This is a genomic window from Streptomyces cavernae, assembly GCF_004023625.1.
GTDB classification, from domain to species: Bacteria; Actinomycetota; Actinomycetes; order Streptomycetales; family Streptomycetaceae; genus Streptomyces; species Streptomyces cavernae.
In genome coordinates, this window is sequence record NZ_ML137712.1 from 118,239 (window position 1) to 142,030 (window position 23,792).

19 protein-coding genes are annotated in these 23,792 nt (G+C 70.9%); 10 read left to right on the top strand and 9 right to left on the bottom strand.

The annotated features are described in order from the left end of the window. Nucleotides 1–10: 10 nt before the first annotated feature. The 5 genes from EF387_RS06580 to EF387_RS06600 all read right to left on the bottom strand — a co-directional run bounded on the left by EF387_RS06580 (nucleotide 11) and on the right by EF387_RS06600 (nucleotide 6,582). Complete coding sequence (locus EF387_RS06580; protein WP_128375537.1) at nucleotides 11–1,240, bottom strand: MFS transporter; 1,230 nt, start codon at nucleotides 1,238–1,240, stop codon at nucleotides 11–13. Between the two features lie 55 nt (nucleotides 1,241–1,295). Next, complete coding sequence (locus tag EF387_RS06585; protein ID WP_128375538.1) at nucleotides 1,296–2,768, bottom strand: CitMHS family transporter; 1,473 nt, start codon at nucleotides 2,766–2,768, stop codon at nucleotides 1,296–1,298. Nucleotides 2,769–2,907: 139 nt separating this feature from the next. Beyond that, nucleotides 2,908–5,175, bottom strand: a complete 2,268-nt coding sequence (locus tag EF387_RS06590; protein WP_238431364.1) for a molybdopterin oxidoreductase family protein — start codon at nucleotides 5,173–5,175, stop codon at nucleotides 2,908–2,910. Between the two features lie 119 nt (nucleotides 5,176–5,294). Further along, nucleotides 5,295–5,933, bottom strand: coding sequence for a TetR/AcrR family transcriptional regulator (locus tag EF387_RS06595; RefSeq protein ID WP_128375540.1), 639 nt, complete (start codon nucleotides 5,931–5,933; stop codon nucleotides 5,295–5,297). Nucleotides 5,934–6,042: 109 nt separating this feature from the next. After that, complete coding sequence (locus EF387_RS06600; protein ID WP_128375541.1) at nucleotides 6,043–6,582, bottom strand: hypothetical protein; 540 nt, start codon at nucleotides 6,580–6,582, stop codon at nucleotides 6,043–6,045. Nucleotides 6,583–6,761: 179 nt separating this feature from the next. Between EF387_RS06600 and hmgA the strand changes: the two genes are divergently transcribed. Genes hmgA through EF387_RS06615 form a run of 3 tightly spaced genes read left to right on the top strand, consistent with a single transcriptional unit; the run spans nucleotide 6,762 to nucleotide 10,079 of the window. Next, a complete protein-coding gene (hmgA, locus tag EF387_RS06605) occupies nucleotides 6,762–8,108 on the top strand; it encodes a homogentisate 1,2-dioxygenase (protein WP_128375542.1) in 1,347 nt (448 codons plus the stop codon). A 33-nt stretch (nucleotides 8,109–8,141) separates the two neighbouring features. Continuing rightward, nucleotides 8,142–8,891 carry a GntR family transcriptional regulator gene (locus tag EF387_RS06610; RefSeq protein ID WP_128375543.1) on the top strand — a complete coding sequence of 250 codons (750 nt, stop codon included), beginning with the start codon at nucleotides 8,142–8,144 and terminating at the stop codon, nucleotides 8,889–8,891. A gap of 12 nt (nucleotides 8,892–8,903) precedes the next feature. After that, nucleotides 8,904–10,079 (top strand): type ISP restriction/modification enzyme, encoded by a 1,176-nt coding sequence (locus EF387_RS06615; protein WP_128375544.1) that lies wholly within the window; start codon nucleotides 8,904–8,906, stop codon nucleotides 10,077–10,079. A gap of 357 nt (nucleotides 10,080–10,436) precedes the next feature. Here the strand turns inward: EF387_RS06615 and EF387_RS06620 are convergent, their stop codons facing one another. The 3 genes from EF387_RS06620 to EF387_RS06630 all read right to left on the bottom strand — a co-directional run bounded on the left by EF387_RS06620 (nucleotide 10,437) and on the right by EF387_RS06630 (nucleotide 12,210). Beyond that, a complete protein-coding gene (locus tag EF387_RS06620) occupies nucleotides 10,437–10,706 on the bottom strand; it encodes a hypothetical protein (RefSeq protein WP_128375545.1) in 270 nt (89 codons plus the stop codon). Nucleotides 10,707–10,831: 125 nt separating this feature from the next. Continuing rightward, nucleotides 10,832–11,671, bottom strand: a complete 840-nt coding sequence (locus EF387_RS06625) for an anti-sigma factor (RefSeq protein WP_128375546.1) — start codon at nucleotides 11,669–11,671, stop codon at nucleotides 10,832–10,834. Further along, nucleotides 11,668–12,210, bottom strand: coding sequence for a sigma-70 family RNA polymerase sigma factor (locus EF387_RS06630; protein ID WP_128375621.1), 543 nt, complete (start codon nucleotides 12,208–12,210; stop codon nucleotides 11,668–11,670). The genes EF387_RS06625 and EF387_RS06630 overlap by 4 nt, the downstream gene beginning before the upstream one ends. A gap of 343 nt (nucleotides 12,211–12,553) precedes the next feature. Between EF387_RS06630 and EF387_RS06635 the strand changes: the two genes are divergently transcribed. The 4 genes from EF387_RS06635 (at nucleotide 12,554) to EF387_RS06650 (ending at nucleotide 19,410) form a co-directional block, all read left to right on the top strand. Beyond that, entirely contained in the window at nucleotides 12,554–14,077 is a 1,524-nt protein-coding gene (locus tag EF387_RS06635; RefSeq protein ID WP_128375547.1) for a DUF4331 domain-containing protein, read from the top strand. A gap of 155 nt (nucleotides 14,078–14,232) precedes the next feature. Beyond that, nucleotides 14,233–15,822, top strand: coding sequence for a tetratricopeptide repeat protein (locus tag EF387_RS06640; protein ID WP_128375548.1), 1,590 nt, complete (start codon nucleotides 14,233–14,235; stop codon nucleotides 15,820–15,822). After that, entirely contained in the window at nucleotides 15,819–17,666 is a 1,848-nt protein-coding gene (locus tag EF387_RS06645) for a sulfite exporter TauE/SafE family protein (protein WP_128375549.1), read from the top strand. The genes EF387_RS06640 and EF387_RS06645 overlap by 4 nt, the downstream gene beginning before the upstream one ends. A gap of 46 nt (nucleotides 17,667–17,712) precedes the next feature. Further along, nucleotides 17,713–19,410 carry a serine/threonine-protein kinase gene (locus tag EF387_RS06650; RefSeq protein ID WP_128375550.1) on the top strand — a complete coding sequence of 566 codons (1,698 nt, stop codon included), beginning with the start codon at nucleotides 17,713–17,715 and terminating at the stop codon, nucleotides 19,408–19,410. A 52-nt stretch (nucleotides 19,411–19,462) separates the two neighbouring features. Here EF387_RS06650 and EF387_RS06655 read toward each other — a convergent pair whose 3' ends face one another. Further along, complete coding sequence (locus EF387_RS06655) at nucleotides 19,463–20,272, bottom strand: SGNH/GDSL hydrolase family protein (protein ID WP_128375551.1); 810 nt, start codon at nucleotides 20,270–20,272, stop codon at nucleotides 19,463–19,465. Nucleotides 20,273–20,613: 341 nt separating this feature from the next. Here EF387_RS06655 and EF387_RS06660 point away from each other — a divergent pair, with 341 nt between their 5' ends. From EF387_RS06660 to EF387_RS06670, 3 genes are all read left to right on the top strand, one after another. Then, on the top strand, nucleotides 20,614–21,822 hold the full coding sequence (locus tag EF387_RS06660; protein WP_128375552.1) for a S8 family peptidase: 1,209 nt from the start codon (nucleotides 20,614–20,616) through the stop codon (nucleotides 21,820–21,822). A gap of 239 nt (nucleotides 21,823–22,061) precedes the next feature. Further along, nucleotides 22,062–22,487 carry a hypothetical protein gene (locus tag EF387_RS06665; RefSeq protein WP_202918158.1) on the top strand — a complete coding sequence of 142 codons (426 nt, stop codon included), beginning with the start codon at nucleotides 22,062–22,064 and terminating at the stop codon, nucleotides 22,485–22,487. 1 nt (nucleotide 22,488) lies between these two features. Beyond that, a complete protein-coding gene (locus tag EF387_RS06670) occupies nucleotides 22,489–23,586 on the top strand; it encodes a GNAT family N-acetyltransferase (RefSeq protein ID WP_128375623.1) in 1,098 nt (365 codons plus the stop codon). Nucleotides 23,587–23,792: the final 206 nt, after the last annotated feature.

The window sequence follows — 23,792 nt, forward strand, 5'->3', positions numbered from 1 at the left end:
ATGCGCCCGGTCAGCGCCGCTCATGCTCCGGTGCGGACGACCCATGCTCCGTCCTGCACGCCCGCGCGCCCCCGGGGTGAGCGGCGGGGCGCAACCCCAGCCCGGACGCGATCAGCAGCAGCGCCCCGAGCATCACGAAGGGCGCCGCCGTGCCCGCGACCCCGGCGACCAGTCCCGCGGCGGCGGGCGCGGCGACCTGACCCAACCGGTTGCCGGTGAGCCGCAGCGCCAGCGCCGTGGAGCGGGCGTCCTCGGGTGCCGCTTGCACCACGGTCGTCATCGACAGCGGCTGGCCGACGCCCAGGCAGAAGCCGAGGGCGCCGAGCATCACGCCCAGCGCCCACACCGGGACCGGCAGGGCGATGCCCGCGCACAGCAGGGCCCCCGCGAGACAGGTGGTGGTGAGCAACGCCCTCCGGCCGAGCAGCCGCAGCATCGGCGTCATCACCAGCCGGCAGGCGATGGTGGCCGCGGCCCGCAGGCTCAGCAGCAGACCGATCACCGGGGGCGCGATACCCCGGTGTTCGCCGACCACCGGGAGGTACGCGGTCAGGATGTCCGTCGCCGAGAGCACGGCCAGACTGGTGAAGATGCCCGCGGGCACGCCCCGGGTGCGCAGGATGCGGTGGACCGGGACGCGGTCTCCCTGTACCGCGGCGGACTTGGGGGTCACGGGACGTTCGATGCGCCACAGCGACGTTACTGCGACGGCGGCTCCGGCACCCGCGACCAGCAGGGCGAACGCGCTGGTGCCCGCCATGTCCTGCCCGCCGATCAGCGCACCCGCGGCGATCGGTCCGACCAGTTGGCCGAGTGAGGCGCCGATGGTGAAGTGCCCGAAGTTGCGGTCCTGTTCGTGTGGTGCGGACTGGCGGGCGACGATGGACTGGGCGCCGATGACGAAGCAGAGGTGACCGAGGCCCATGACGCCGCTCCACGCCGCCATCGCGGCGAGGGAGCCGGCGATGCCGCTGAGGGCACAGCCCGCGGCGATCAGGACCACGCCGACCGGCAGCAGCGGTGCGCAGCGGCCGTGGTCCGTCCGGCGGCCCAGCGGTACGGCGACGAAGAGCGGCAGCAGCGCGTAGACGCCCGCGATGACGCCGATGGCGCGTTCGTCGGCGCCCAATGCGAGGGCCCGGTAGGAGACGGCGGGCCGGGCCATCGACACCGCCCCCTGCGCGAAGCTGAAGGCGATGACGAGGCGGAGCAGCCAGCCGCGGTTCCCACCGGGCCTCACGGTCGTGTCCTCCCTGCCGGGCTCGAACTCAAGGTCGAAGGATTCATCAGATGAATCAGATGATGCCGAACAGGATGCCCGAAGCGAGGATCACCAGAGAAGTCAGGGCCGCCCACTTGACCACGAACCGGGTGTGGTCGCCGAACTCGACCTTCGCCATGCCGACGAGGACGTAGACCGCGGGGACGAGCGGGCTGGACATGTGGAGCGGCTGGCCGACGAGCGAGGCGCGGGCGATCTCCAGCGGCGAGACGCCGTGGGCGGCGCCGGCCTCGGCGAGGACCGGCAGGACGCCGAAGTAGAAGCCGTCGTTGGACATGAAGTACGTCAGCGGCAGGCTCAGGAAGCCGGTGACGAGCGCCATGTGCGGGCCCATGCCCCCGGGGACGCTGTCGACGATCCACTTGGCCATGGCGTCCACCATGCCGGTGCCCTGGAGGACGCCGGTGAAGACGGCGGCGGCGAAGACCATGCCGGAGACGTTCAGCACGTTGTCGGCGTGTGCGGCGAGCCGGGCCTTCTGGTCGGGGATGTGCGGGAAGTTGACGGTGAGGGCGAGCGCGGCGCCGAGCAGGAACAGTACGGGGATCGGCAGCCACTCCATGATCATCGCGGTGAGGAGCGCGATGGTGAGCAGCGCGTTGAACCAGTACAGCTTGGGGCGCAGCGTCGGGCGGTTGGGGTCCAGGCCCTGGAGCCGTGCGTCGTCCGCGGAGTCCGTGCCGTCCGCGGCGTCGTCGGAAGCGTCGGCGTCGGTGCCGGAGCCCGCGCCGCCGGTGGCCTTCGCGATACGGCCCTTGTCGTTGCCGGAGCCCCCGGCGGCGGCGCCGACGAGTACCGTCTCGGGCTCCTGCTCCTCGTCCTTGACGATCTCGGTGCTCCCCCCCTGCTCCAGGACGTCGTCGAGCTCGAGCACGCCGAGCCGCCTGCGCTCGCGCAGACCGAGGAAGTAGGAGAGGACGAAGACGAAGAGCAGACCGACGGCGAGCGCGGGGATCATCGGCACGAAGATGTCACCGGCGTCGAGCTTCAGCGCGGTGGCGGCGCGGGCGGTCGGACCGCCCCAGGGCAGGGTGTTCATCACGCCGTTGGCGGTCGCCGCGACACCGGTCATCACGACCAGGCTCATCTTCAGGCGCTTGTACAGCGGGTACATCGCCGAGACCGTGATCATGAAGGTCGTCGAGCCGTCGCCGTCGAGGGACACGATCGCGGCGAGCACGGCGGTGCCGACGACGATGCGCAGCGGGTCGGCCTTGCAGAAGCGCAGGATGCCCCGCACGATCGGGTCGAAGAGCCCGACGTCGATCATGACGCCGAAGTACACGATGGCGAACATCAGCATCGCGGCGGTGGGCGCGAGGTTGCCCACCCCCTCGATGACGTAGTCGCCGAGCTTGGCTCCCTTTCCGACGATGACGCAGAACAGTGCCGGGATGAGCACCAGTGACGCGATCGGCGACATCTTCTTCAGCATGATCAGGACCAGGAAGGTCGCGATCATCGCGAAGCCGAGGATGGTCAGCATGAGTGGATACCTAACGTTCGCCCTTGAACTCCCACCAGGGCTGGGGGTTGGGCTGACGTTAGGGCGCGTCGAATGGCGTTAACAAGACGTTGACGTGCGAGCAATAAGCGCAAAATTGCTGGTCACAGCTTTGCTCAGCTCACGGGGCGGTGGCCGGTAGAAGTTCCACGGGTACGCCGTTGAGGACGGCGGTGCCCGAGAGCGGGTCGAGGAGGCTGCCGTCGAGCAGCTGGTTGACGTTGACGCCGGGGTCCGTGGCGGCATGGTTCATGCGGGTTCCGGGACGGTCGTGGCCCCAGCCGTGCGGGAGGCTCACGACACCGGGGCGCACGCTGTCGGTGATCTCCACGGGCGCGGTGACCGATCCCCCGGCTCCCTTGACGCGTACGGGGGCTCCGTCGCCGAGGCCGAGCCGTTCGGCGTCGTGCGGGTGGACGTGCAGGGTGCATCGGTTGCTGCCGCCGGTGAGGGCCGGGACGTTGTGCATCCAGCTGTTGTTGGAGCGCAGATGGCGGCGGCCGACGAGGACGAGTCCGGCGGGGCGTTCACGCAGCGCGGCGCGCAGCCTGGGCAGGTCGCCGACGATGGGTTCCGGGAGGAGTTCGATGCGGCCGCTGCGGGTCTTCAGCGGTTGCGGAAGGCGGGGGCGCAGCGGGCCGAGGTCGATGCCGTGCGGGTGCGCGAGCAGTTTCTCCAGCGTCAGCCCGTCCTCACGGGTGCCGAATCCGTCGCCGTAGGGGCCGATGCGCAGCATCATGTCGAGCCGCCGCTCGGGGCCGTTGTCCCCGGTGAGCTGTGCCGCGAGTTCCTTCGGGTCCCGTCCGTGGACGGGTGAGTGCGGTTCCTTGACGGCCTTGGCGAGGGTGGTGTCGATGACCATCGCGTCGACGGCGGAAGGGTCGGCGCCGTGCATGCCTGTGGCGGCGAGGACGAGCCGCGCGAGGATCTCGGTCTCGGCCATCCGGCCGGATTCGAGGGGGACGGCGGCACGGTTGTAGCGGACCTGGTTGCGTACGGCGAGGGTGTTGAACGCGAAGTCGAAGTGGGCGCTCTGCGACGGCGGGGGCGGGGGCAGTACGACGTCCGCGTGGCGCGAGGTCTCGTTCAGGTACGGGTCCACGCTGACCATGAAGTCCAGGGAGCCGAGCGCCTTGTCGAGCCGGTCGCCGTCGGGGGCGGACAGCACGGGGTTGGCGGCGACGCAGATGACGGCGCGGACGGGGCTGCCCTCGGCGGTGGCGGTGTCGATCTCCTCGGCGAGCACGGCCATCGGCAGTTCGCCCTTGGCCTCCGGGTGACCGCTCACCCTGCTGTTCCAGCGTCCGAGGCGGAAGCCGTGGCCGGGGCCCGCGGGGCGGGGGGTGCGGTCGGTGGCGGACTGCGGGAAGAGTGCGCCGCCGGGCCGGTCGAGGTTTCCGGTGAGGATGTTGAGGACGTCGACGAGCCAACTGGCCAGTGTCCCATGGGGAACGGTGCAGCTGCCGATACGGCCGTATACGGCGGCGGTCGGCGCCGCCGCCAGTTCGCGGGCGAGGGTGCGGATCGTGTCGGCGGGCACATCGCACGCGTCGGCGGCCGCCTCGGGGGTGAACTCCCGAACGGCGGCGGCGACTTCATCGACGTCCTGCACGTGCGGGGCGAGCTCGCCGAGCTCGATGAGCCGCTCCTCGCAGAGGACGTTGACCATCGCGGCGAGCAGCAGCGCGTCCGTGCCGGGCCGGATCGCCACGTGCCGGTCGGCGAGTTTGGCGGTGCGGGTGCGGCGCGGGTCGACGACGGTGAGGGTGCCGCCGCGTGCCTTCAGTGCCCGCAGTTTGCCGGGGAAGTCCGGCGCGGTGCACAGACTGCCGTTGGACTCCAGCGGATTGGCGCCGATCAGCAGCAGGTGGTCGGTGTGGTCGAGGTCCGGGACCGGGATCGCGTTCGCGTCTCCGTACAGCAGTCCGCTGGAGACGTGCTTGGGCATCTGGTCGAGCGTGGAGGCGGTGAAGAGGCTGCGGCTGCCGAGGCCGGCGAGCAGGACGGGCGGGTAGAGGGCGCCGGCCATGGTGTGCACGTTCGGGTTGCCGAGGAGGATGCCGACGGCGTGCGGTCCGTGGCGTTCGACGACCGGCCGGATGCCGGCGGCGACCGCGTCGAAGGCCTCGTCCCAGGTGGCCTCGCGCAGTTCGCCGTCCTTGCGGACCAGCGGGGTGCGCAGCCGGTCCGGGTCGGCGTCGAGCGCTCCGAAGGAGGCGCCCTTGGGGCAGATGAAGCCCTTGCTGAACACGTCGTCACGGTCGCCGCGGGCCCCGGTCACGCGGGAGCCCTCGATGGTGAGGGTCAGCCCGCAGGTGGCCTCGCAGAGCGGGCAGACGCGCAGGGCGGTGCCGGCGGCTCCGGAGGTATGGGGGTCGGTGGTGGGCACGGGTCCTCCCGGCGGGTGACGGCGACGGTGACGTCGGACTGGGCCCGAGCATACCGACCGGTATGACCGGTGGGGAGTCCCCATCACCGCCGCCGTGCGGGACGGCCGGGCGGTTCGGCTCAGTCCAGCACCCTTGACAGATACGCCCGCAGCAGTTCCCGGGTCTCCTCGATGATCCGTTCGTCCCCCTCGGGGGAGACGCGGAACGCCAGGTGGACCAGGGTGTCGGCGGACTCCACCGCCACCAGGAAGACGCGCCGCAGGTCCTCGTCCGGTTCCCGGACGAGATACGCCGAGAGCAGGTCGGTGAGGCGGTCGGCGACGCGGTGGTTGGGTTCGGCGTAGCGGGCGCCTACGGGTATCTGGTTGCCGAAGTCGACGAGTGAGAAGCCTGGGGCTGTGCGCTTCATGCCGAGGTATTCGTCGAGCACGGCGTCCATGGCCGTGCGCCAGTCGCCCGCGGCGGCGGGTTTCAGCCGTTCGGCCACACGTTCGGTGAACTGGTCGAGGTTGCGCTGGGCGAGGGCGTCGGCCATGGCGCGTTTGTTGCCGAAGAAGCGGTAGACCGAGCCGATCGGCACCCCGGCGCGCAGGGCGACCGCACGGGTACTGAGGGCGTCGTAACCGACCTCGTCGAGGAGTTCGGCGCAGGCGTCGAGGATTCTCGTCAGGCGTTCGGCGCTGCGCTGCTGTACGGGCGCTCGGCGCAGGGTCATGGCTTGGGGCACTGGCTTCGTCGCGTGGGGCACGGGCTTCATGATGCCTTCCTGCCGCGATCCGGTGAACCTTGCCCTTCAGTACGCGTGCGACCACCCTGTGCACTCAAGCCAATGCAGCGGATCACAACCACGGTGGGCGACGGCGCACTCACCGCAGGGGATGAGCGGTCGGGCTCGCGTCCGCGGCCGGCTCGTCCTCCGACGCCGTGACGTCCGCGGTGCTCTCCACCGGTTCGCCGTTCACCGCCCAGACCGTGCCGTCGTCCGCGTAGAGGCGCACGGTGAGCTGGTGCGTGCCGCGCGAGAGACGTCCCTCGGGGAGTCGGTGCTCGGGGCCGCGCAGCCGGGCGACGTCGCGGCCGTCGAGCCGGAGGACGGCGACGCCCCGGCCGGGCTCGGCCGTGGGGTCGGTCCCGGCGCGTGAGAAGCGGAAGTTGGTGACCGTCAGACGTACGTCCCAGCCGCCCGCCGTGTCGGGACGGACGACGATCCCCACCCCGGGCGCGCCCTTCTCGTCGATCTCGCGGTAGCGACGCCCTTCGCCGTCGGTGTCCGGCAGCAGCCTGCCGACCGGTGAGGACCGTGCCCCGCCCGTTCTCTCCTGTGCCTCGCTGGAGCCGCAGGCCGTCGCGCCGCCGATCAGGACGCAGGCCGCGAGCGCAGCGGCACATCCCCGCATCCACGCCATGCCGGGGAGAGTAGAACACCGCTCAGGTAACCCGAATCCCCCTGGAGAGGGGTTCTCGGGTCATACGCAGGTCGCACTCACCGCACTCACTCCGCAGTCACTTGCACAGCCGGTCCCGGAATCCTACGGTGAAGCATAGGAATCAATCGGATGCGGGTGCGAGGGAGCGAGGAGCGAGCATGAGTGGGGACGCGCGAAAGGTCGCCGAGGGGCTGACCTATCTCACGGGCTTCGGCAACGAGCACGCCTCGGAAGCGGTCCCCGGCGCCCTGCCGCTGGGCCGCAACTCCCCGCAGCGGGCACCGCTCGGGCTGTACGCGGAGCAGCTGAGCGGCTCGGCGTTCACCGAACCGAGGGCGCACAACCGGCGCTCGTGGCTGTACCGCATCCGCCCCTCCGCCGCACACCCGGCGTTCACCCGCATTCACAACGGCACGCTGCGCACCGCCCCGTTCACGGAGTCGGTGCCCGACCCCAACCGGCTGCGCTGGAACCCGCTGCCCGAGCCCCCGGCGGGCACGGACTTCGTCAAGGGGCTGTGGACGCTCGGGGGCAACGGCGACGCCACGCAGCGCACGGGCATGGCCGTGCACCTGTACCACGCCAACGCCTCGATGGACCGGGTCTTCAGTGACGCCGACGGGGAGCTGCTGATCGTGCCCGAGCGCGGCGGGCTGCTGCTGCGCACGGAGTTCGGGCTGCTGCGCGTGGAGCCCGGCGAGGTGGCGGTGGTCCCGCGCGGGGTCCGCTTCCGGGTGGATTTGCTGGACGCGGAGTCGGACCGCGGGCCGAGCCCGGCGGCGCGCGGCTATGTCTGCGAGAACTACGGCGCGCCCTTCCGCCTGCCCGACCTCGGGCCGATCGGCGCCAACGGTCTGGCGGGCGCACGGGACTTCCGGGCACCGGTGGCCGCGTACGAGGACGTCGAGGAGCCGGTGGAGGTGGTGAACAAGTTCTGCGGCAACCTCTGGTCGGCCGTTTACGACCACTCGCCGCTGGACGTCGTCGCCTGGCACGGCAACTACGTTCCGTACGTCTACGACCTGCGCCGTTTCAATGTGATCGGCACGATCAGCTACGACCATCCGGACCCGTCGATCTTCACGGTGCTCACCTCGCCGTCCGACACCCCGGGTCTCGCGGGTGTGGACTTCGTGGTGTTCGCGCCGCGCTGGCTGGTGGGCGAGGACACATTCCGGCCGCCGTACTTCCACCGGAACGTGATGAGCGAGTACATGGGCCTGATCGAAGGCGCCTACGACGCGAAGGCGGAAGGCTTCGTGCCCGGCGGTGGGTCGCTGCACAACATGATGTCGGCGCACGGGCCGGACCGGGAGACCTTCGAGCGGGCGAGCGCCGCCGAGCTGCGGCCGCAGAAGATCGACGACGGCCTGGCCTTCATGTTCGAGACGCGCTGGCCGGTCACCGCCACCGCGCAGGCCGCCCGGGCGGCCCATCTGCAGCGCGGCTACGACGATGTGTGGCAGGGTCTGGAGCGCCATTTCCCGCGCACGGGATTCGCATAAAGCCTGACCGGAACGGATTGATTCGGAGTAGCCGTGACCGCGTTCGCCCCGGATTCGATCGTTCTGAACCGGAAGCTGCCGCTGTGGTACCAGGTGTCGCAGTCGCTGCGCGCCTCGATACTCGGCCGCCGGCCGGACGCTCCGCTGCGGCTGCCAACCGAGGAGCAACTGGCCGGACACTACGGCGTGAGCGTGCTGACCATGCGGCAGGCGCTGAAGGAGCTGGAGGACGAGGGACTGATCACCCGGCACCGGCGGCGTGGCACGTTCATCGAGCCGACCGCCCAGCGCGGGGCGCCCGTACGGCTGCTGGGCTCGGTCGACACGATCGTGGCGCAGCAGTCGGGGATGACGAGCGAGCTGCTGGACCGGGGCCGGGTCCCGGTGCCCGGTGAACTCGCCGAGCACTTCCCGGATCTGACCGAGGTGGCGATGTTCCACCGGCTGCGCGGCGACGAGCTGACGGGGGAGCCCACGAACCACGCGCGCAACCATCTGCGGCCCGAACTGGCCGAGCGCATCGACCCCGAGGACCTGGTGCGGCGGCCGATGACGAAGGTCCTGCGCGATGTGGTGGGCGTGCGCATCAGCCGGATCACCGACACGGTGGAGGCGCGCCTCGCCGACCCGGAGACCTCCCGCCTCCTCCAAGTACCGCTGCTGAGCCCGATCCTGCACTACACGGGTGTGGTGTACGGCGAGGACGGGCAGGTGCTGGACGTGGCCCGCATCTGCTACCGGGGGGACCGCTTCTCCTTCACGGTCACCCTCGACGCACACTGAGCAGGCCGTACGATGCCCAGCGTGACGCACGACGACGCTCCGCTGCTCGCGGACCTCATACCGTGGTCCGTCGCACCGCCGCGGCTGGGCCGGGGGTGGCCGACGGCCCCCGACGCGGCTTCGCTGAAGGCACGCTGGGACGCCCTGATGAAGGCCGAGGGCCCCGACCGGGAGGCGCTCCTGGAGCCGACGCGCTCGCGCACCCTGAACTCGGCGGTCGCGCAGTTGCCGGGCCAGTCCAGCGGGACGGAGAGGCTGGCCCGGGTCGCGGGCCCCTGCCCGGAGCCCGTGCGGGTGCTGCACGGCCCGTTCGACGAGCAGTGGCTGATCCCCGACCACCGGCTGATCGACGTGGCGCGCCCGGAGTTGTGGCGGGTGACGGACGAACGGCAGGCGTTCGCCGTCGAGACGACGGCCGTCCCCGGCTCCTCGGGTCCGCCGCTGCTGGTGACGTCCCTGCTGCCGGTGCTGCGGGCCGGCCGCGTCCGCCCGCTGTACCGGCGCCCGCACGGCACGGAACCGAACCTGGCGCCCGGCCTGTTGGAGCACCTCGGCTCCCGGCTCGGCCACTCCCCCGCCCCGGAGGACATCCTCGCGTGGACGGTGGCGACCGTGCGCGCTGGCCCCGACGGGCTCCGGGTTCCGCTCACCGGGGACGCCGAACTGTGGGCGCGGGGCGTCGAGGTGGGCCACCGCATGCTCTGGCTGATGCGGCGCGACGGCGAGCGGCCCAAGCTACCCGGCGGCCGGCGGCCCTACGTGCGCGCTCCGCTGCCCTCGCGTCCGCTCACCCTGCACTTCGACCGCGACGAGGAGACACTGCATCTCGACGGTGGCCGGATCTCCCCGGTGCCGCCCGAGGCCTGGGACTTCGAGGTGAGCGGGGTGCGCGTCCTGGAGCAGTGGTTCACGGCCCGGACCGTGGACGGCGAGCCGGGCGGGCTGACGGCGATCCGGCCACCCACCTGGCCGCAGACCTGGACGTCCGAACTGCTGGAACTGGTCACGGTGCTCGCGCTGCTCGGGGAACTGCGTCCCCGGCAGGCCGAGCTGACGGTGACGGCACCGGTGACCGCGGCGGAACTGCGCACGGCGGGCGTGCTCCCGGTCCCGGCGGCTGCGCGTCGGCCCGCCTCCGTACTGGACCATCACGAGGAGGGCCCGGAGGGGCAGTTCGCGCTGTTGTAGTGCTCGGCGCGCGGGTGCTCCGGGCCGTCGACGCGGCCACCACGCGGGATCGAACGCGCGGCCCGGCGCGGCTCTGCGGGCGGCCACCGGGTCGTCCCGTCGGCGCGGGTGGGGAGACCGCGCGGTTGGGGAGACGAGGGGCCCTGCCCGCGGGATGGCGGGGGAAGGGTGGCCGTGCCCGCGTGACGGGACGTGGACGGATTGCCGTGCCCTGGGTGAAGGGGCTGGGAGACGGGTTACCGTGCCCGCGCCCGGTGAGCAAACCGTGGCGCCGCCGCGAGCCGTGGGGATGACGGACTCGGAAGATCGCGGCACTGCGCCGGGACGGTGTGGTCGCCCGAACGCGGGCTCAGGCGTTCAGCGACCGCCGAAGAGCGTGCGGCGCAGCCGTCGCAGTGGCGCGAAGAGCGACACCCGCCGCACCCTCGCCCCCCTGCCGCTGTCCCGCTGCGAGCTGTCCCGCGCGGTCAGCTCCCGCATGAGAGACGTCGCCTCCACCGTCTCACCCTGCGGGATGGCGGGACCAGCCAGCACCGACAGGTGGCGGTCGAGACGCGATTTGCTCGCGCTGCTGCCGTAGGTGATCGCAGGGACTCGCGCCCTGCTGCGCACTGTTATCTGTTCCATGTCACTCCCCACCCGTACGATGCACCCGGCCCGGGCAGGTTAACCCTATCGCCCTCGCATGGCACCCGTGTATCGCGGTCACAGGATTCACCTTTGACACAAGGCCGTTGACGCGTTCTTTCCCATTACCCTCCGAAGCCGACTGAATTCAGGGCGAGTTGGACAACTGGTGCACTGGTGGGCTGCGGTGATCCACCGTTGGGCTCCTCCGTGACAGCGAGTGAGGTCGCATCCGTGCTCAGGCCTGATGCCACCAGCGGCGTGTCGCCGGTGAACAGACCCAGGGAGCGTGGTTGCACATTGGGGCGCATAAGCCACAGTTGGTGCACCCGGCCGCCGGAGGGAGTGCCGAGCCCGCTCAGTGTGACCACCGCACGCCCCTCCGACTTGGAGGCCACCACGCCCAGTCCGCGTCCCTGCGCGTCCCGTTGGCTGGTGGCGCTGGCGTCGGGCGCGGCGAGCACCTGGGCGATCCGCTGCGCCTGGACGCGTTCGGCGTCGAGGTCCTGACGGGCCCGGTCGGCCTGCACGGCGAAGAGCGCGGCCACGACGAGCGCGGCGGCGGCCGTGGTGGTGGCGAGCGGCATCAGCAGCCATCGGAAACGGGGTTCACGGGGGCGCTGCTGCGGCCGTTCGACGCGCACGCCTTCTCGGGCGCGCGCTTGTTCGGAGGCGCCACCGTAATCCCAGCGGGCCTCCTGCGCCGGCAGGGCCCCTTCCTGGGGGATGTTGCGCACGGCGGCCATGACCCGGTCACGCATCATCGGCGGCGGGGGCGCGGCCGTGGACCAGGCGAGCCGGACGGCGTCCTCGGACAGGGCCCGCACTTCGGCGGCGCAACTCTGACAGCGCTCCAAGTGGCGTTCGAAGCGGGCCCGTTCCTGGGGTTCGAGGGCGTCGAGCGCGTAGGGCGCGGCAAGGGAGTGGAGGTCGCCGCCCGGCCACAAGTGGTCCCGGATCGTCATGCGGCACCTCCCAGACACTCGCGCAGCCGGGTCAGACCGTCACGCATCCGCGTCTTGACCGTACCGAGCGGCAGCGAGAGCCGCTCGGCGACTTCACGGTATGTGTACCCGTCGTAGTAGGCGAGGGTGACCGACTGCCGCTGAAGATCGGTGAGCCGGTCCAGACAGCGGCGCACCCACTGCCGTTCCAGGCCGGCCTCCACCTCCTCGGAGACGTGGTCGAAGGCGGGAGAGTGCTCCCGCTGTCCGACGCGCAGATCGCGTTCGGTCGCGGCGCGGGCGCTGCGCACCCGGTCCACGGCGCGGCGGTGGGCGAGGGTGAGGATCCAGGACAGGGCGCTGCCGCGCCCGGGATCGAACCGGCCCGCGGTCCGCCAGACTTCGATCAGCACTTCCTGGGACACCTCTTCCGACTGCGCCACATCACGCACGACCCGACGCACCAACCCGAACACCGCACCGGACACCATCCCGTACAGATCCTCGAAGGCCTTCTGGTCTCCTCCGGCGACGAGCACCAGAAGTTCGTCCGCATCCACCCTTCTCCCCTCTCCGGACGTCCGCACGACCCCTCCTCCCCTCCTCGGTCAGGTATTCGCAGCGAGCGCGCCTCTGGATGGGTTACGGATCAGCCGTCCGAAAACGCGAGTCGAAGTTTGTCGAGGTTCCACCAATCCGGCCTCGCGAGGGCTCCGAATGGCGAGTGTCAGGCAACAACCGACAACGGATTGAGTGCAACGGCTGATTGATCCGTAAGTCGGTGCAGCGGCACAGCGACAAGCGAACCAATCGCCGAGGCAGCTGGGCGCAGATCGCACCCCGGCACCGCAGCAGGCAGGCAGCACCGCCGGAAACACTGCTTGGAACACGAGGACGGACGGCATGACACCTTTCATCAAGGGCGGCGTGGGACGCAGGAGTCTCGCGACCCTGATCAGTGGTGCGCTGGCCGCCGGGGGGCTCGCAGCCGCCGGCGTGACGGCGCTCGGCCCCACCACGGCGAGCGCGTCCAGCCACCGGGAGGCCCCTCTCATCTCGGGAACCCCCCAGTTCGACAACACGGACCTGTACGCGTTCGTGAGCCCCGACAAGCCCGACACCACGACCATCGTGGCGAACGTCATCCCGTTCGAGGAACCCGCGGGCGGGCCGAACTTCTACAACTTCGCCGACGACGCCCAGTACGACATCCACATCGACAGCGACGGCGACGCCCAGGGCGACCTGATCTTCCGTTACACGTTCAAGACGAAGATCAAGAACAAGAAGACGTTCCTGTACAACACGGGTCCGGTGGAGAGCCTCGACGACCCCGACCTGAACATCACGCAGACCTACGACCTGGAACTGCTGCGGCTGAAGAAGCAGAAGCTGGTCTCCCGGACGAAGGTCGCCAAGAACGCTCCGGTGGCGCCGTCCAGGGTCGGCGACGCGTCGATGCCGGACTACGGCAAGCTGCGCGACCAGGCCGTCTACGACCTCGGCGACGGCGCGAAGTCCTTCGCCGGCCAGGCCGACGACCCGTTCTTCCTGGACCTGCGCGTCTTCGACCTGCTGTACGGCGGTGACTTCAGCGAGGTCGGCCGGGACACGCTCAAGGGCTACAACGTCAACTCGATCGCGCTCCAGGTGCCGAACCACCTGATCGCCGAGTCGGAGAAGCAGCCGATCGTGGGCATCTGGACGACGACCCAGCGGCAGAACGCCTACGGCGAGTACAAGCAGGTCTCGCGTCTGGGCATGCCGCTGGTGAACGAGGTCGTCAACCCGCTGAAGGACAAGGACAAGTTCAACGCGTCCGCGCCCTGGGAGGACGCGCAGTTCCTGAAGAACGTCACCAACCCCGAGCTGCCCAAGCTCATCGAGGCGATCTTCAAGATCAAGGCTCCGAAGGAGCCGCGCAACGACCTGGTCGACGTGTTCCTGAAGGGCGTCAAGGACCTCAACCAGCCGCCCTACGTGACGCCGTCGGAGATGCTGCGCCTCAACACCTCCATCCAGCCGGCCAAGAAGCCCAAGCGGCTCGGAGTGCTCGACGGTGACACCGCCGGCTTCCCGAACGGTCGCCGCCTGACCGACGACGTGCTCGACATCGCCCTGCAGGTCGTCGAGGGAGAGCTCCTCGGCGCCAAGAACGACCTGGGTGACGCGGTCGACAAGAACGACCGGAAGTTCGAGAAGGAATTCCCGTACGTGGCCGAGCCGACCTCGGGTTCCCGCGGCAAGAAGGCCAAGGCCGGCGGTGAGGCCGAGACCAAGAGCGCGCTCAGCGGGCTCGGCCTGAGCAGCAGCTCCGACACCACCCTGATCGCCGTCTCCGCGGCGGCCGGTGCGGGCGGCTTCCTGCTCATCGGCACCGTCTTCCTGTGGTGGCGCAAGCGTCGTCTGGACAACATGCGCTACTGACACCACCCCACCAACTGGCGCGGCCCGCACGTACCCATCCCCCACGGCGCGGGCCGCGCCGCCCCACGACTTCCCTGCACCTCCCGCAGTTCAGCACTTCCGCACTCCCGCACTTCAGCACTCCCGCCAGACGCACCGCACTTGAGGAGAGGGCCATGTCCCGGCGTACCGATGAGACCGAGACCACGGCCGAGGAACCTCGCGACCGCAGGCTGACGTTGGTGCGCGACGAGGACGACACGGCGGAGGCGGCCTCCGCCACGGACGATGACGGCGCCACCGCCGCGGGCAGTGGTGCCGCCGGGGCGGCACGGGTGGGCGCGGCGGCCACCGCCACCGACGGTCAGAGCTCGAGCCGAGAAGAGCCTCCCGCAGAAAGCAAGAGCCCCACACGGGAGCAGGAGTCCGACGCCGTCCGGCCCGCGGAGCCGCGCCGACGCCGTGTCCTACGACTGGCAGCCTGCGCGGCAGCCCTCGCCGTCGCGATGACGTCCGCGGCCATCGTGGTGGGCGCCCGCGACGAGGGCACCGCCCCCGTGGCCTCGGCCCCCGCCGGCGTCTCCCCCGGCCTCCTCGCGAACGGCGACCTCAACGCCGGCATCAATGCGCTGCAGGCCCAACTCCGCGCCCAGCCCAAGGACTACAGCTCCTGGGCCACCCTGGGCCTCGCCTACGTCGAGCAGGCCCGCACCACCGGCGACCCCTCCCGCTACCCGCAGGCCCAGAAGGCCCTGGCCCGCGCGCTGAAGCTGAGGCCGGACCACGACGCCGCGTTCGCGGGCCTCGCCGCGCTCGCCGCCGCCCGGCACCAGTTCCCCGAGGCCCTGAAGTACGCCGATGAAGCGCTCGCGCTGAACCCGTACAGCGAACGCGCGCTCTCCTCCCGCATCGACGCCCTGGTCGAACTCGGCCGCTACGACGACGCGTCGAAGGCGGCCGACACGGCCGACGCACGCCGCCCCGGCATCCCGGTGTTCACCCGGTTCGCCTACGTCCGTGAGCTGCGCGGCGACGTCAAGACCGCCCGCCGGGTCCTGGAGCAGGCGCTGTCCTCGGCGACGTCCCGCGGCGACATCTCCTACGTGGCCACCCAGCTCGGCCAACTCGCCTGGCGTCAGGGCGACTACGACACCGCCCTCGAGTTCTACGCGCGGGCGCTCGCCGCCGACGACTCCTACCTCCCCGCGTTGGAGGGCCGCGCCCGCGCCCAGGCCGCGCAGGGTGACACCAAGGCGGCCATCAGCGGCCTGCGGGACGTCGTCACCCGCTACCCGCTGCCCGGCCCGCTCGTCGCCCTCGGTGAGCTGTACGAGGCGAGCGGCGACAAGGCCAAGGCCCAGGAGCAGTACGACCTGGTGAACGCGTGGACGGAACTGGCCCGCGCCAACGGCGTCAACGCCGACCTCGACACCGCGCTCGCCGCCGCCGACCACGGCGACCGCGAGGCCGCGCTGAAGGCTGCGCGCGCCGAGTGGGACCGTCGCGAGACCGTGCACACCGCGGACGCCCTCGCCTGGGCCCTGCACGTCAACGGCAAGGACGAGGAGGCGCTCCCGTACGCCCGCAAGGCCACGGCCACCGGCTACCAGGACGCCACCTTCCTGTACCACCGCGGCATGATCGAGCGCGCCACGGGCAACACCGACGCGGCCCGAACCGCGCTCTCGGCCGCCCTGAAGCTCAACCCCGGCTTCTCGCCACTGGGCGCCCGTGACGCCCGCGAGGCACTCAAGGAGACGAAGTGACCCGCACGTTCCGCCGCGCGCTCGGCTCCGGTGCCGCCGTCCTGACGGCCGCCGGCGCGCTCGTGCTGATCCCCGCGGGGACCGCGAGCGCGCACCCGCTCGGCAACTTCACGGTCAACCACTACGACGGCCTCGTCGCCGCTCCGGGTCAGCTGCGGGTCGACCACGTCGAGGACCTCGCGGAGATCCCGGCCACCCAGGCGGGGCCGCAGCTGAAGAAGCTCGGCGCGACCGAGTGGGCCCGGCAGCGCTGCGCGACGGCGGCGAGCGGCAGTGAACTCACGGTGGCCGGAAAGCCGGTGGAGCTGACCGTCGCCAAGAGCGAGGCCGAGGTCCGGCCCGGGCAGGCGGGGCTGAACACTCTGCGGGTGGAGTGCCGGCTGACGGCTCCGCTGCCCGAGGGCGAGTCGGTGACCGTCGGCTTCCGCAGCGCCGGGGCGACAAAGGGGCCCGGCTGGCGGGAGATCACCGCGCAGGGCGACCGGATGACGCTCGCCGGCACCGACGTGCCGAAGAAGTCGATCTCGCGGCGGCTCACCCAGTACCCCGAGGAACTGCTGGCCTCGCCGGCCGACACCTCCTCGGCGTCTCTGCAGGTGCGGCCGGGCGGGCCCGCGCTCGCCTCGGCCGACCGGGACGCCCCCGGGTCGTCGATCCTGCCGCGCGGTGCCGACCGCTGGACCAAGGCACTCGACGGCCTGGTGGCCCGGCACGACCTCACCATCGGCTTCGCCGCTCTCGCGGTGCTGATCGCGATCTTCCTGGGTGCGATGCACGCGCTGGCGCCCGGTCACGGCAAGACCCTGATGGCGGCCACGGCCGCGGCCCGCGGCGGCAGCGCGACGTTCCGCGACGTCCTCCCGCTGGCCGCGTCGGTGACGGTCACCCACACCCTCGGCGTGGTCGGCCTGGGCCTGCTGATCACGGCGGGTTCGGGCGCGGCGCCCTCGGTGATCACCTGGCTGGGGCTGGCGAGCGGGGTCCTGGTGATGGGAGCGGGTCTCACGCTCGTACGCAGGGCCTGGCAGAACCGGCAGGGTCATACGCATACCCATGACCATGACCACCCGCACGATCACGACCACACGCACGATCAGGACCACGACCACGACCACGGGCACTCGCACGGCCACGGGCATGACCACGGTCACGGTCACACACCCGACCACGGTCACCCGCACGACCACGAGCACGAGCACACCCACTCGCACAGCCACGACGACCACGAGCGCGCCGAGGAGCACGACCGTCCCCTCGTCCTCGCGCACGCCCAGGCGGCCCCGGCCGCCACCGCCACCGCTTTGGTCGCGGTCAAGGAGCCGGTCGTTCGGAAAACGACCGAACACCAGCACACGCACGCCCACGGCGACCACGACCACAAGCACGACCACAAGCACGAGAAGAAGCACGACCACTCCCCCAAGCCCCGCAAGCGCACCCCCCGCCCCCGCACCCTTACTCACACCCACGGCGGCTTCACCCACACCCACGAGATCGCCCCCACCATCCGCGGCACGATCCTGATGGGCTTCGCCGGTGGCCTCGTGCCCAGCCCCTCCGCGGTCGTCGTGCTCGTCGGCGCGGCGGCGCTCGGCAAGGCCTGGTTCGGTTTCCTGCTCGTGATCGCCTACGGCGTCGGGCTCGCCCTCACGCTCACCGCGGCCGGATTCGTCGTGGTCAAGGCGGGCGACGGGATGAACCGTCTGCTGGACCGGCGCCCCCGGCTGGCCGGCGGTCCGGCGGTGGCCCTGCTGCGGAAAGCCGCGCCGCTCGGCTCGGCGCTCGTCGTGGTCGCCCTCGGGGCTGGTTTGGTCATCAGGGGGGCCGCATCCGCCCTCGGCTGAGTTACTTTGTGTGGGTGGATCACACGGCTGCGACTGGGGGACGCCCGTGACGGAGAACCCGAGCGGCGAACGAACGGTCGCCGGGCGCTACCGCCTGCTCTCCCGGCTCGGCGAGGGCGGTATGGGGACGGTATGGCGCGCCCGCGACGAAGTGCTGCACCGCGAGGTGGCGGTCAAGGAGGTACGCGCCCCCGCCGGGCTCCCGGCACCCGAAGTCGAGCGGCTGTACGCACGGCTGGAGCGGGAGGGCTGGGCCGCGGCCCGGGTCGCCAATTCCAATGTGGTGACGGTCTACGACGTGGCGACCGAGGACGGCCGCCCCTGGATCGTGATGGAGCTGATCCGCGGGCTGTCGCTGGCCGACGTGCTGGAGGCGGAGGGTCCGATGGACCCGCGGCGCGCGGCGCACATCGGCGCGGAGGTGCTGTCGGCGCTGCGGGCGGCGCACGCGGCGGGCGTGCTGCACCGTGATGTGAAGCCCGGGAACGTGCTGATCGCCAACGACGGCCGGGTCGTCCTCACCGACTTCGGCATCGCCATGGTCGAGGGCAGTGCGGCGCTGACCATGACCGGCGAGGTCATCGGCTCGCCGGAGTTCCTCGCGCCGGAGCGCGCGCTGGGGCGAAAGCCGGGCCCCGAGTCCGATCTGTGGTCGCTCGGGGTAATGCTGTATGCCGCGGTCGAGGGCAGTTCCCCGTTCCGGCAGAACACCCCGCTGAGCACGCTGCGTGCGATCGTCGACGAGGAACTGCCGCCGCCGCGCCGGGCGGGTGTGCTGACACCGGTGATCGAGGGGCTGCTGCGCAAGGATCCGGCGGAGCGGCTCGAGGCGGAGCGGGCGGAGCAGGACCTCAGGATCGTCGCCGCGGGCGGCACGGTGGGCTCGTTCGGCCCGGCGACGGCCCCGCTGCCGGCCGCCCCGACCATCGCCTCGCACCAGCGGCCCGAGTACACGCCGACGCCGCCCAGACCCCCGGTGCCGGTACCCGCGGGTGCGCACACCGCGCCCACGTCGCCCACCGGGCCGGTCGGCGGCCCTCCCGGGCGACAGGGCTATCCGCTGTACACCAAGGTGATGCTGATCGTGGGGATCGTCTTCCTCGCGCTGGCGCTCGGCGGCCTCATCTACGCGCTGATGAACAACGGCGACGGGGGCGGCAACGAACCCACCAGCGGCGAGAGGACGTCCGGAGGTGCGCAGACCACCGGCTCGGACGACGGCGGGACCACGGCGGACGACCCCGGTGCGAGTGAGAGCGGTACGGACGCGGAGAACGGCGGTACGACGAGCGAGGGTGAGACGAGCGGGGGTCAGACGAGTCAGGCGCCGCAGTCGGTGAAGGTGACGGTCGCCGGCGCGCGCACCGACTACAGCGGAAGCTGCCCCCCGCAGGGCGCCGAGGCTCCGGCGTTCACCGCCACGTTCACGGTGGGCCGGGTCCCCGCGTCGGTGGACTACCGCTGGGTGACCAGGTCCGGTGAACCGTCCGACGCGGGCTGGAAGACGCTGTCGTTCGGGTCCGGCGACGGTCGGACCAAGCAGGTGAACCACGTCGAGACGACGTACGACGAGGGCGGCACGTACCAGAACGAGATCGCCGTCGAGGTCCGCAGCCCGGTGGCCACGACCTCCAACTACGTCGCGTTCTCGGTGAGCTGCGAGACGGCGACCCCGACCGGCACGGGCGGGGCCTCCTCAGCCGCCCCGTACGGCGGTGCGTCCGGGGCGACACCGAACGGCTAGGGCCTGGCAGGCAACGTTGCGACGGGGCGAACGTTGCCTGTTGAGCACGGGATCAGGCCGCCGCGGTGAGGACGGGGAGATAGCCGCCGGACTGTCCGCCGACGGTGGGGTGGTATGACTCGCCGATGTTCAGCCAGTTGACGCTGTGCAACCAGGAGCTGCCCGAGCAGATCTCATGGCCGGTGAAGGCCGGACGGACGTCGCCGAAGGTGTAGCCGTGGTCCGCGGCCCGCTTGGCGATGGCGCTGTTCAGATAGTCGGCGCCGTCGTTGATGGCCGCGCGCTCCCTCTCCGTGAGCCCGGCCAGACAGTTGCCGTTGAGCTTGTAGAAACGGGGGTAGCCGAGGACGACCACCCGGGCCGAGGGCGCCTTGGCCCGGATCGCCGAGTAGACCCGGTCGAGGTTGCCGGGGAGCGTCGAGTCGACGTATGCCTTCGCCGTCGCGATGCGCGCCAGACAGGTGCTCTCGGACTGGAGCACACAGGTCGTCATGACGTCCGCGAAGCCGGCGTCGTTGCCTCCGATGGTGATCGAGACCAGTCCGGTGCCGGTGCCGAGTCCGCCCAGCTGGTTCGCCAGAACATCACTCGTACGAGCGCCGGAGCACGCCGCGAAAGTGAAGACAGAGGGTGAATGGGCTGCCGCCCACAGGTGGGGGTACGCCTTCGTGCTGCGCTTGCAGTCGCCGCTCGAGCTGATGTAACTGCCCGCGCCCACCCCTGACGAGTAGGAGTCGCCGAGGGCCACATAGCCGGTGGCCGCGGTGGTTTCGTACGCCTGCGCCGCGGTCGCCCCGGTGAGGACGGTGCCGGTGGCCAGGAGGAGTGCGGTCAGGTATGCCGCAAGTCGGGAACGTCTCATGGAACCTCCCTTTAGCAGGATCTCTGCCATAACCGTCGTAGCAGTTACGCGAGTTGACTGGAAGTGTCCATGCCAAGACGTTTTCGGCCTTATCGGTCCGCGCGAACCTTTCCCGGCTTATCCCCTGGCTTTCTGTGACTTGGCCATGAAATTGATTACGTGTGCATGACAGATACGTGACAAGCCGTCAACTCTCTTGAGCTGACTGGGTAGTTGGCCCAGTCTGTGGGTCAGCCAAGAGCGGAACGCAACGCTCCAGGCTGTGCACGCGGCTGCGCGTGCATCCCCCACAGTCACGCGCCCCACCCCGGCGCGTGCGCCTAGAGGAGGACTCCCTCGTAATGGCACGACTGCGTAGCACGAAGCTCCGGACCGCCACGACGGTCGCCTTCACCGCCGCCGCCCTGCTCGGCGCGCTCACCGCACTCCCCGCCCACGCCGCGCCGGCCGAGGGCAGGATCCTCGCCGCGGACTCCCCCACCGCGGTCAAGGGCAGCTACATCGTGACCCTCAAGAAGGACGCCGGGTTCAAGGCCGCCTCCAAGACCGGCAAGAGCCTGATCAACGAATACGGCGGCACGGTCAGGAAGACGTTCGGCGCGGCGCTGAACGGCTACACGGCCGAGCTCTCCGAGACCGAGGCGAAGAGACTCGCGAAGGACCCGGCGGTGGCGGCCGTCGAGCAGAACCAGACCGTCCACCTGGCCGACACCACGCAGACCAGCGCCCCGTGGGGCCTGGACCGCATCGACCAGGCGGCGCTCCCGCTGTCCACCACGTACACCTACCCGGACTCGGCGGGCAGCGGGGTGACGGCGTACGTCATCGACACCGGCGTCCGGATCACGCACCAGCAGATCAGCGGACGGGCCAGTTACGGCTACGACGCCGTCGACGGCGACACCGTCGCCTCCGACGGCAACGGCCACGGCACACACGTTGCCACCACCATCGCGGGCAGCACCTACGGCGTCGCGAAGGCAGCCAAGATCGTCGCCGTGCGGGTACTGAACAACAGTGGCTCCGGCACCACGGCGGGCGTGATCGCGGGCATCGACTGGGTCACCGCGAACCACTCCGGCCCCTCGGTGGCCAACATGTCGCTCGGCGGCGGCGCCTCCGCCTCACTGGACACGGCGGTCGCCAACTCCATCGCCAGCGGTGTCACCTACGCGGTCGCTGCGGGCAACAGCAACGCCAACGCCTCCTCGTACTCCCCCGCCCGCGTCGCCTCGGCGATCACGGTGGGCGCCACCACCAGCACGGACGCCCGGGCCAGCTACTCCAACTACGGTTCGATTCTGGACATCTTCGCCCCCGGTTCGTCGATCACGGCAGGCTGGTACACCAGCGACACCGCGACGAACACCATCTCCGGCACCTCGATGGCGACCCCGCACGTCGCGGGCGCGGCGGCGGTCTATCTCGCCGGTAACACCTCGGCCACCCCGGCCCAGGTCGCCACAGCCCTGGTGAACGGCGCCACCTCGAACGTGGTCACCAGCCCGGGCACCGGCTCCCCGAACAAGCTGCTGCGGCTCGTCCCGTGACAATCGCGGCCCGGCACGGCTTGCCGCACCGCAGCACCAGCAGCGCCGGCAGCACTCCGCGGCATTCGTAGCACCCGCAAAGACCGGAACCGCAACTCGGCCCGGACGAGCGGCAGTTCCCCGGAGAGAGCCCGCGTCTTCGGGGAACTGGCGCATCCTCCGCCGCGTCCTTGACTCCGCCGGGTGCGCTGCGCGACATTGAAGCCCGGCATCCGGCGCTTCGGGGGGCAAAGTCGCCAATGCAGACCATGCGTATCAAGCCACCTTCAACAGACAGCGAACAGCCGACGCGGCAGGATTCGGGGAGAGATCTGCCGGCGCTGCTCGCGGGCGCCGTCCTGGCCGTGGCGGGGATCGGTGCCGTACTCGCACTGGCCGACTCCGCCTCACCGCTGCGGGGCCCGCTCACGCTGTTCTTCCTGCTCGCCGCGCCGGGCGCGGCGATCTGGGCGGCCCTGGGCGGGCTGGACCCGTACGCCCGGACCCTGGCCTCGGTGGCCGGCGCGGTGGCGCTCGACATGCTCGTGGCCCAGGCCATGCTGGCGCTGCACCAGTGGTCGGTGCCCGGCGGCATCGCGGCGGTGGCCGCCCTCAGCACCCTCATACTCCTGCTGGTCCTGGTACGGCGGTTGCGTGACCGTACCGCGAATAGACGGAATCCCTGACGTGGACATCGAGGTGTACCGTCCCGGCGACCTGACGTCCGCCGACCGGACGGCATGGACGGATCTGCAGTCCAAGGCCCACTTGAACGGTTCGCCCGAGCTGGCGAATCCGTTCCTCAGCCCTGAGTTCGCGCTCGCGGTGGGCAGATGCCGCAGGGGCGTGCGGATCGCGGTGGGCCGTGAGAACGGCGAGCCGGTGGCCTTCCTGCCGTTCCAGCGAACCGCCGCCGGTGTCGGCCGGGCCATCGGCCTCGGGGTCTCCGACTGCCAGGGCCTGGTCCACCGGCCGGGCCTCGACTGGGACGCCCAGGAGCTGCTGCGTGCCTGCCGGCTCGCGGTGTGGGAGTTCGACCACCTGGTGGAGGGCCAGGTCCCGTTCGAGGCTGGGGCCTCCGGCACCTTCCCGTCCCCGGTCATGGACGTCGACCGGGGCTATGAAACGTATCTGGGCGAACTGCGTGCCCGGTCGCCGAAGTTCACCCGGACCACCCTCGCCAAGGAGCGCAAGCTCGGGCGGGACCACTCCGACGTGACGTACGTCCACGACGAACGCGACCCGGCGGCGCTGCGCGCGCTGATGGAGTGGAAGTCGGCGCAGTACCGCAGGACCGGGCGGAGCGACCGCTTCGCGCAGCCGTGGATCACCCGGCTGGTGCACCAGTTGTTCCATACCCGAGCCGAGCGGTTCGCGGGAATCCTGTCGGTGCTCTACGCGAACGGAAAACCGGTCGCCGCACACTTCGGGCTGCGCTCGGAGCGGGTGCTGGCCTGCTGGTTCCCGGCGTACGACCCCGCCTTCGCGAAATACTCGCCGGGCCTGATCCTGCACCTGCGGATGGCCGAGGCCGCGGCGGCGGACGGGATCGCCTATCTGGATCTGGGCCGCGGCCAGAAGGAGTACAAGGACTCCCTGAAGACACGCGAACTCAGCGTGTCCGAAGGGTGGGTGACACGTCGTCATCCCGTGGCGCTGGGTCACCGCGCGAGGCGTGCGCCGGTGCGTGCGCTACGCAACACGGTGCTGTCCCGGCCGGAACTGTTCGACCCGGCGGACAAACTCCTTAAACGGATCGGCAAAATCCGTTCAGGGAGTCGGTAACGGTCAAATCAACAAAAAGGTGAGACCACGTTCCAGGTCTTGCCATACAATATCAATCATCAATACCGTCATACATCAGCCCGCATCGATCCATCAGCGCACAATGCGATCTAGGGGAGGGCTCAAGGTCGCGACGACGGGTCGGCGCGGGGCGCGGTAGGGGGGTGCCGCCGTGCTCGGTGAACGCTTTTGTACCGAGTCGCGAG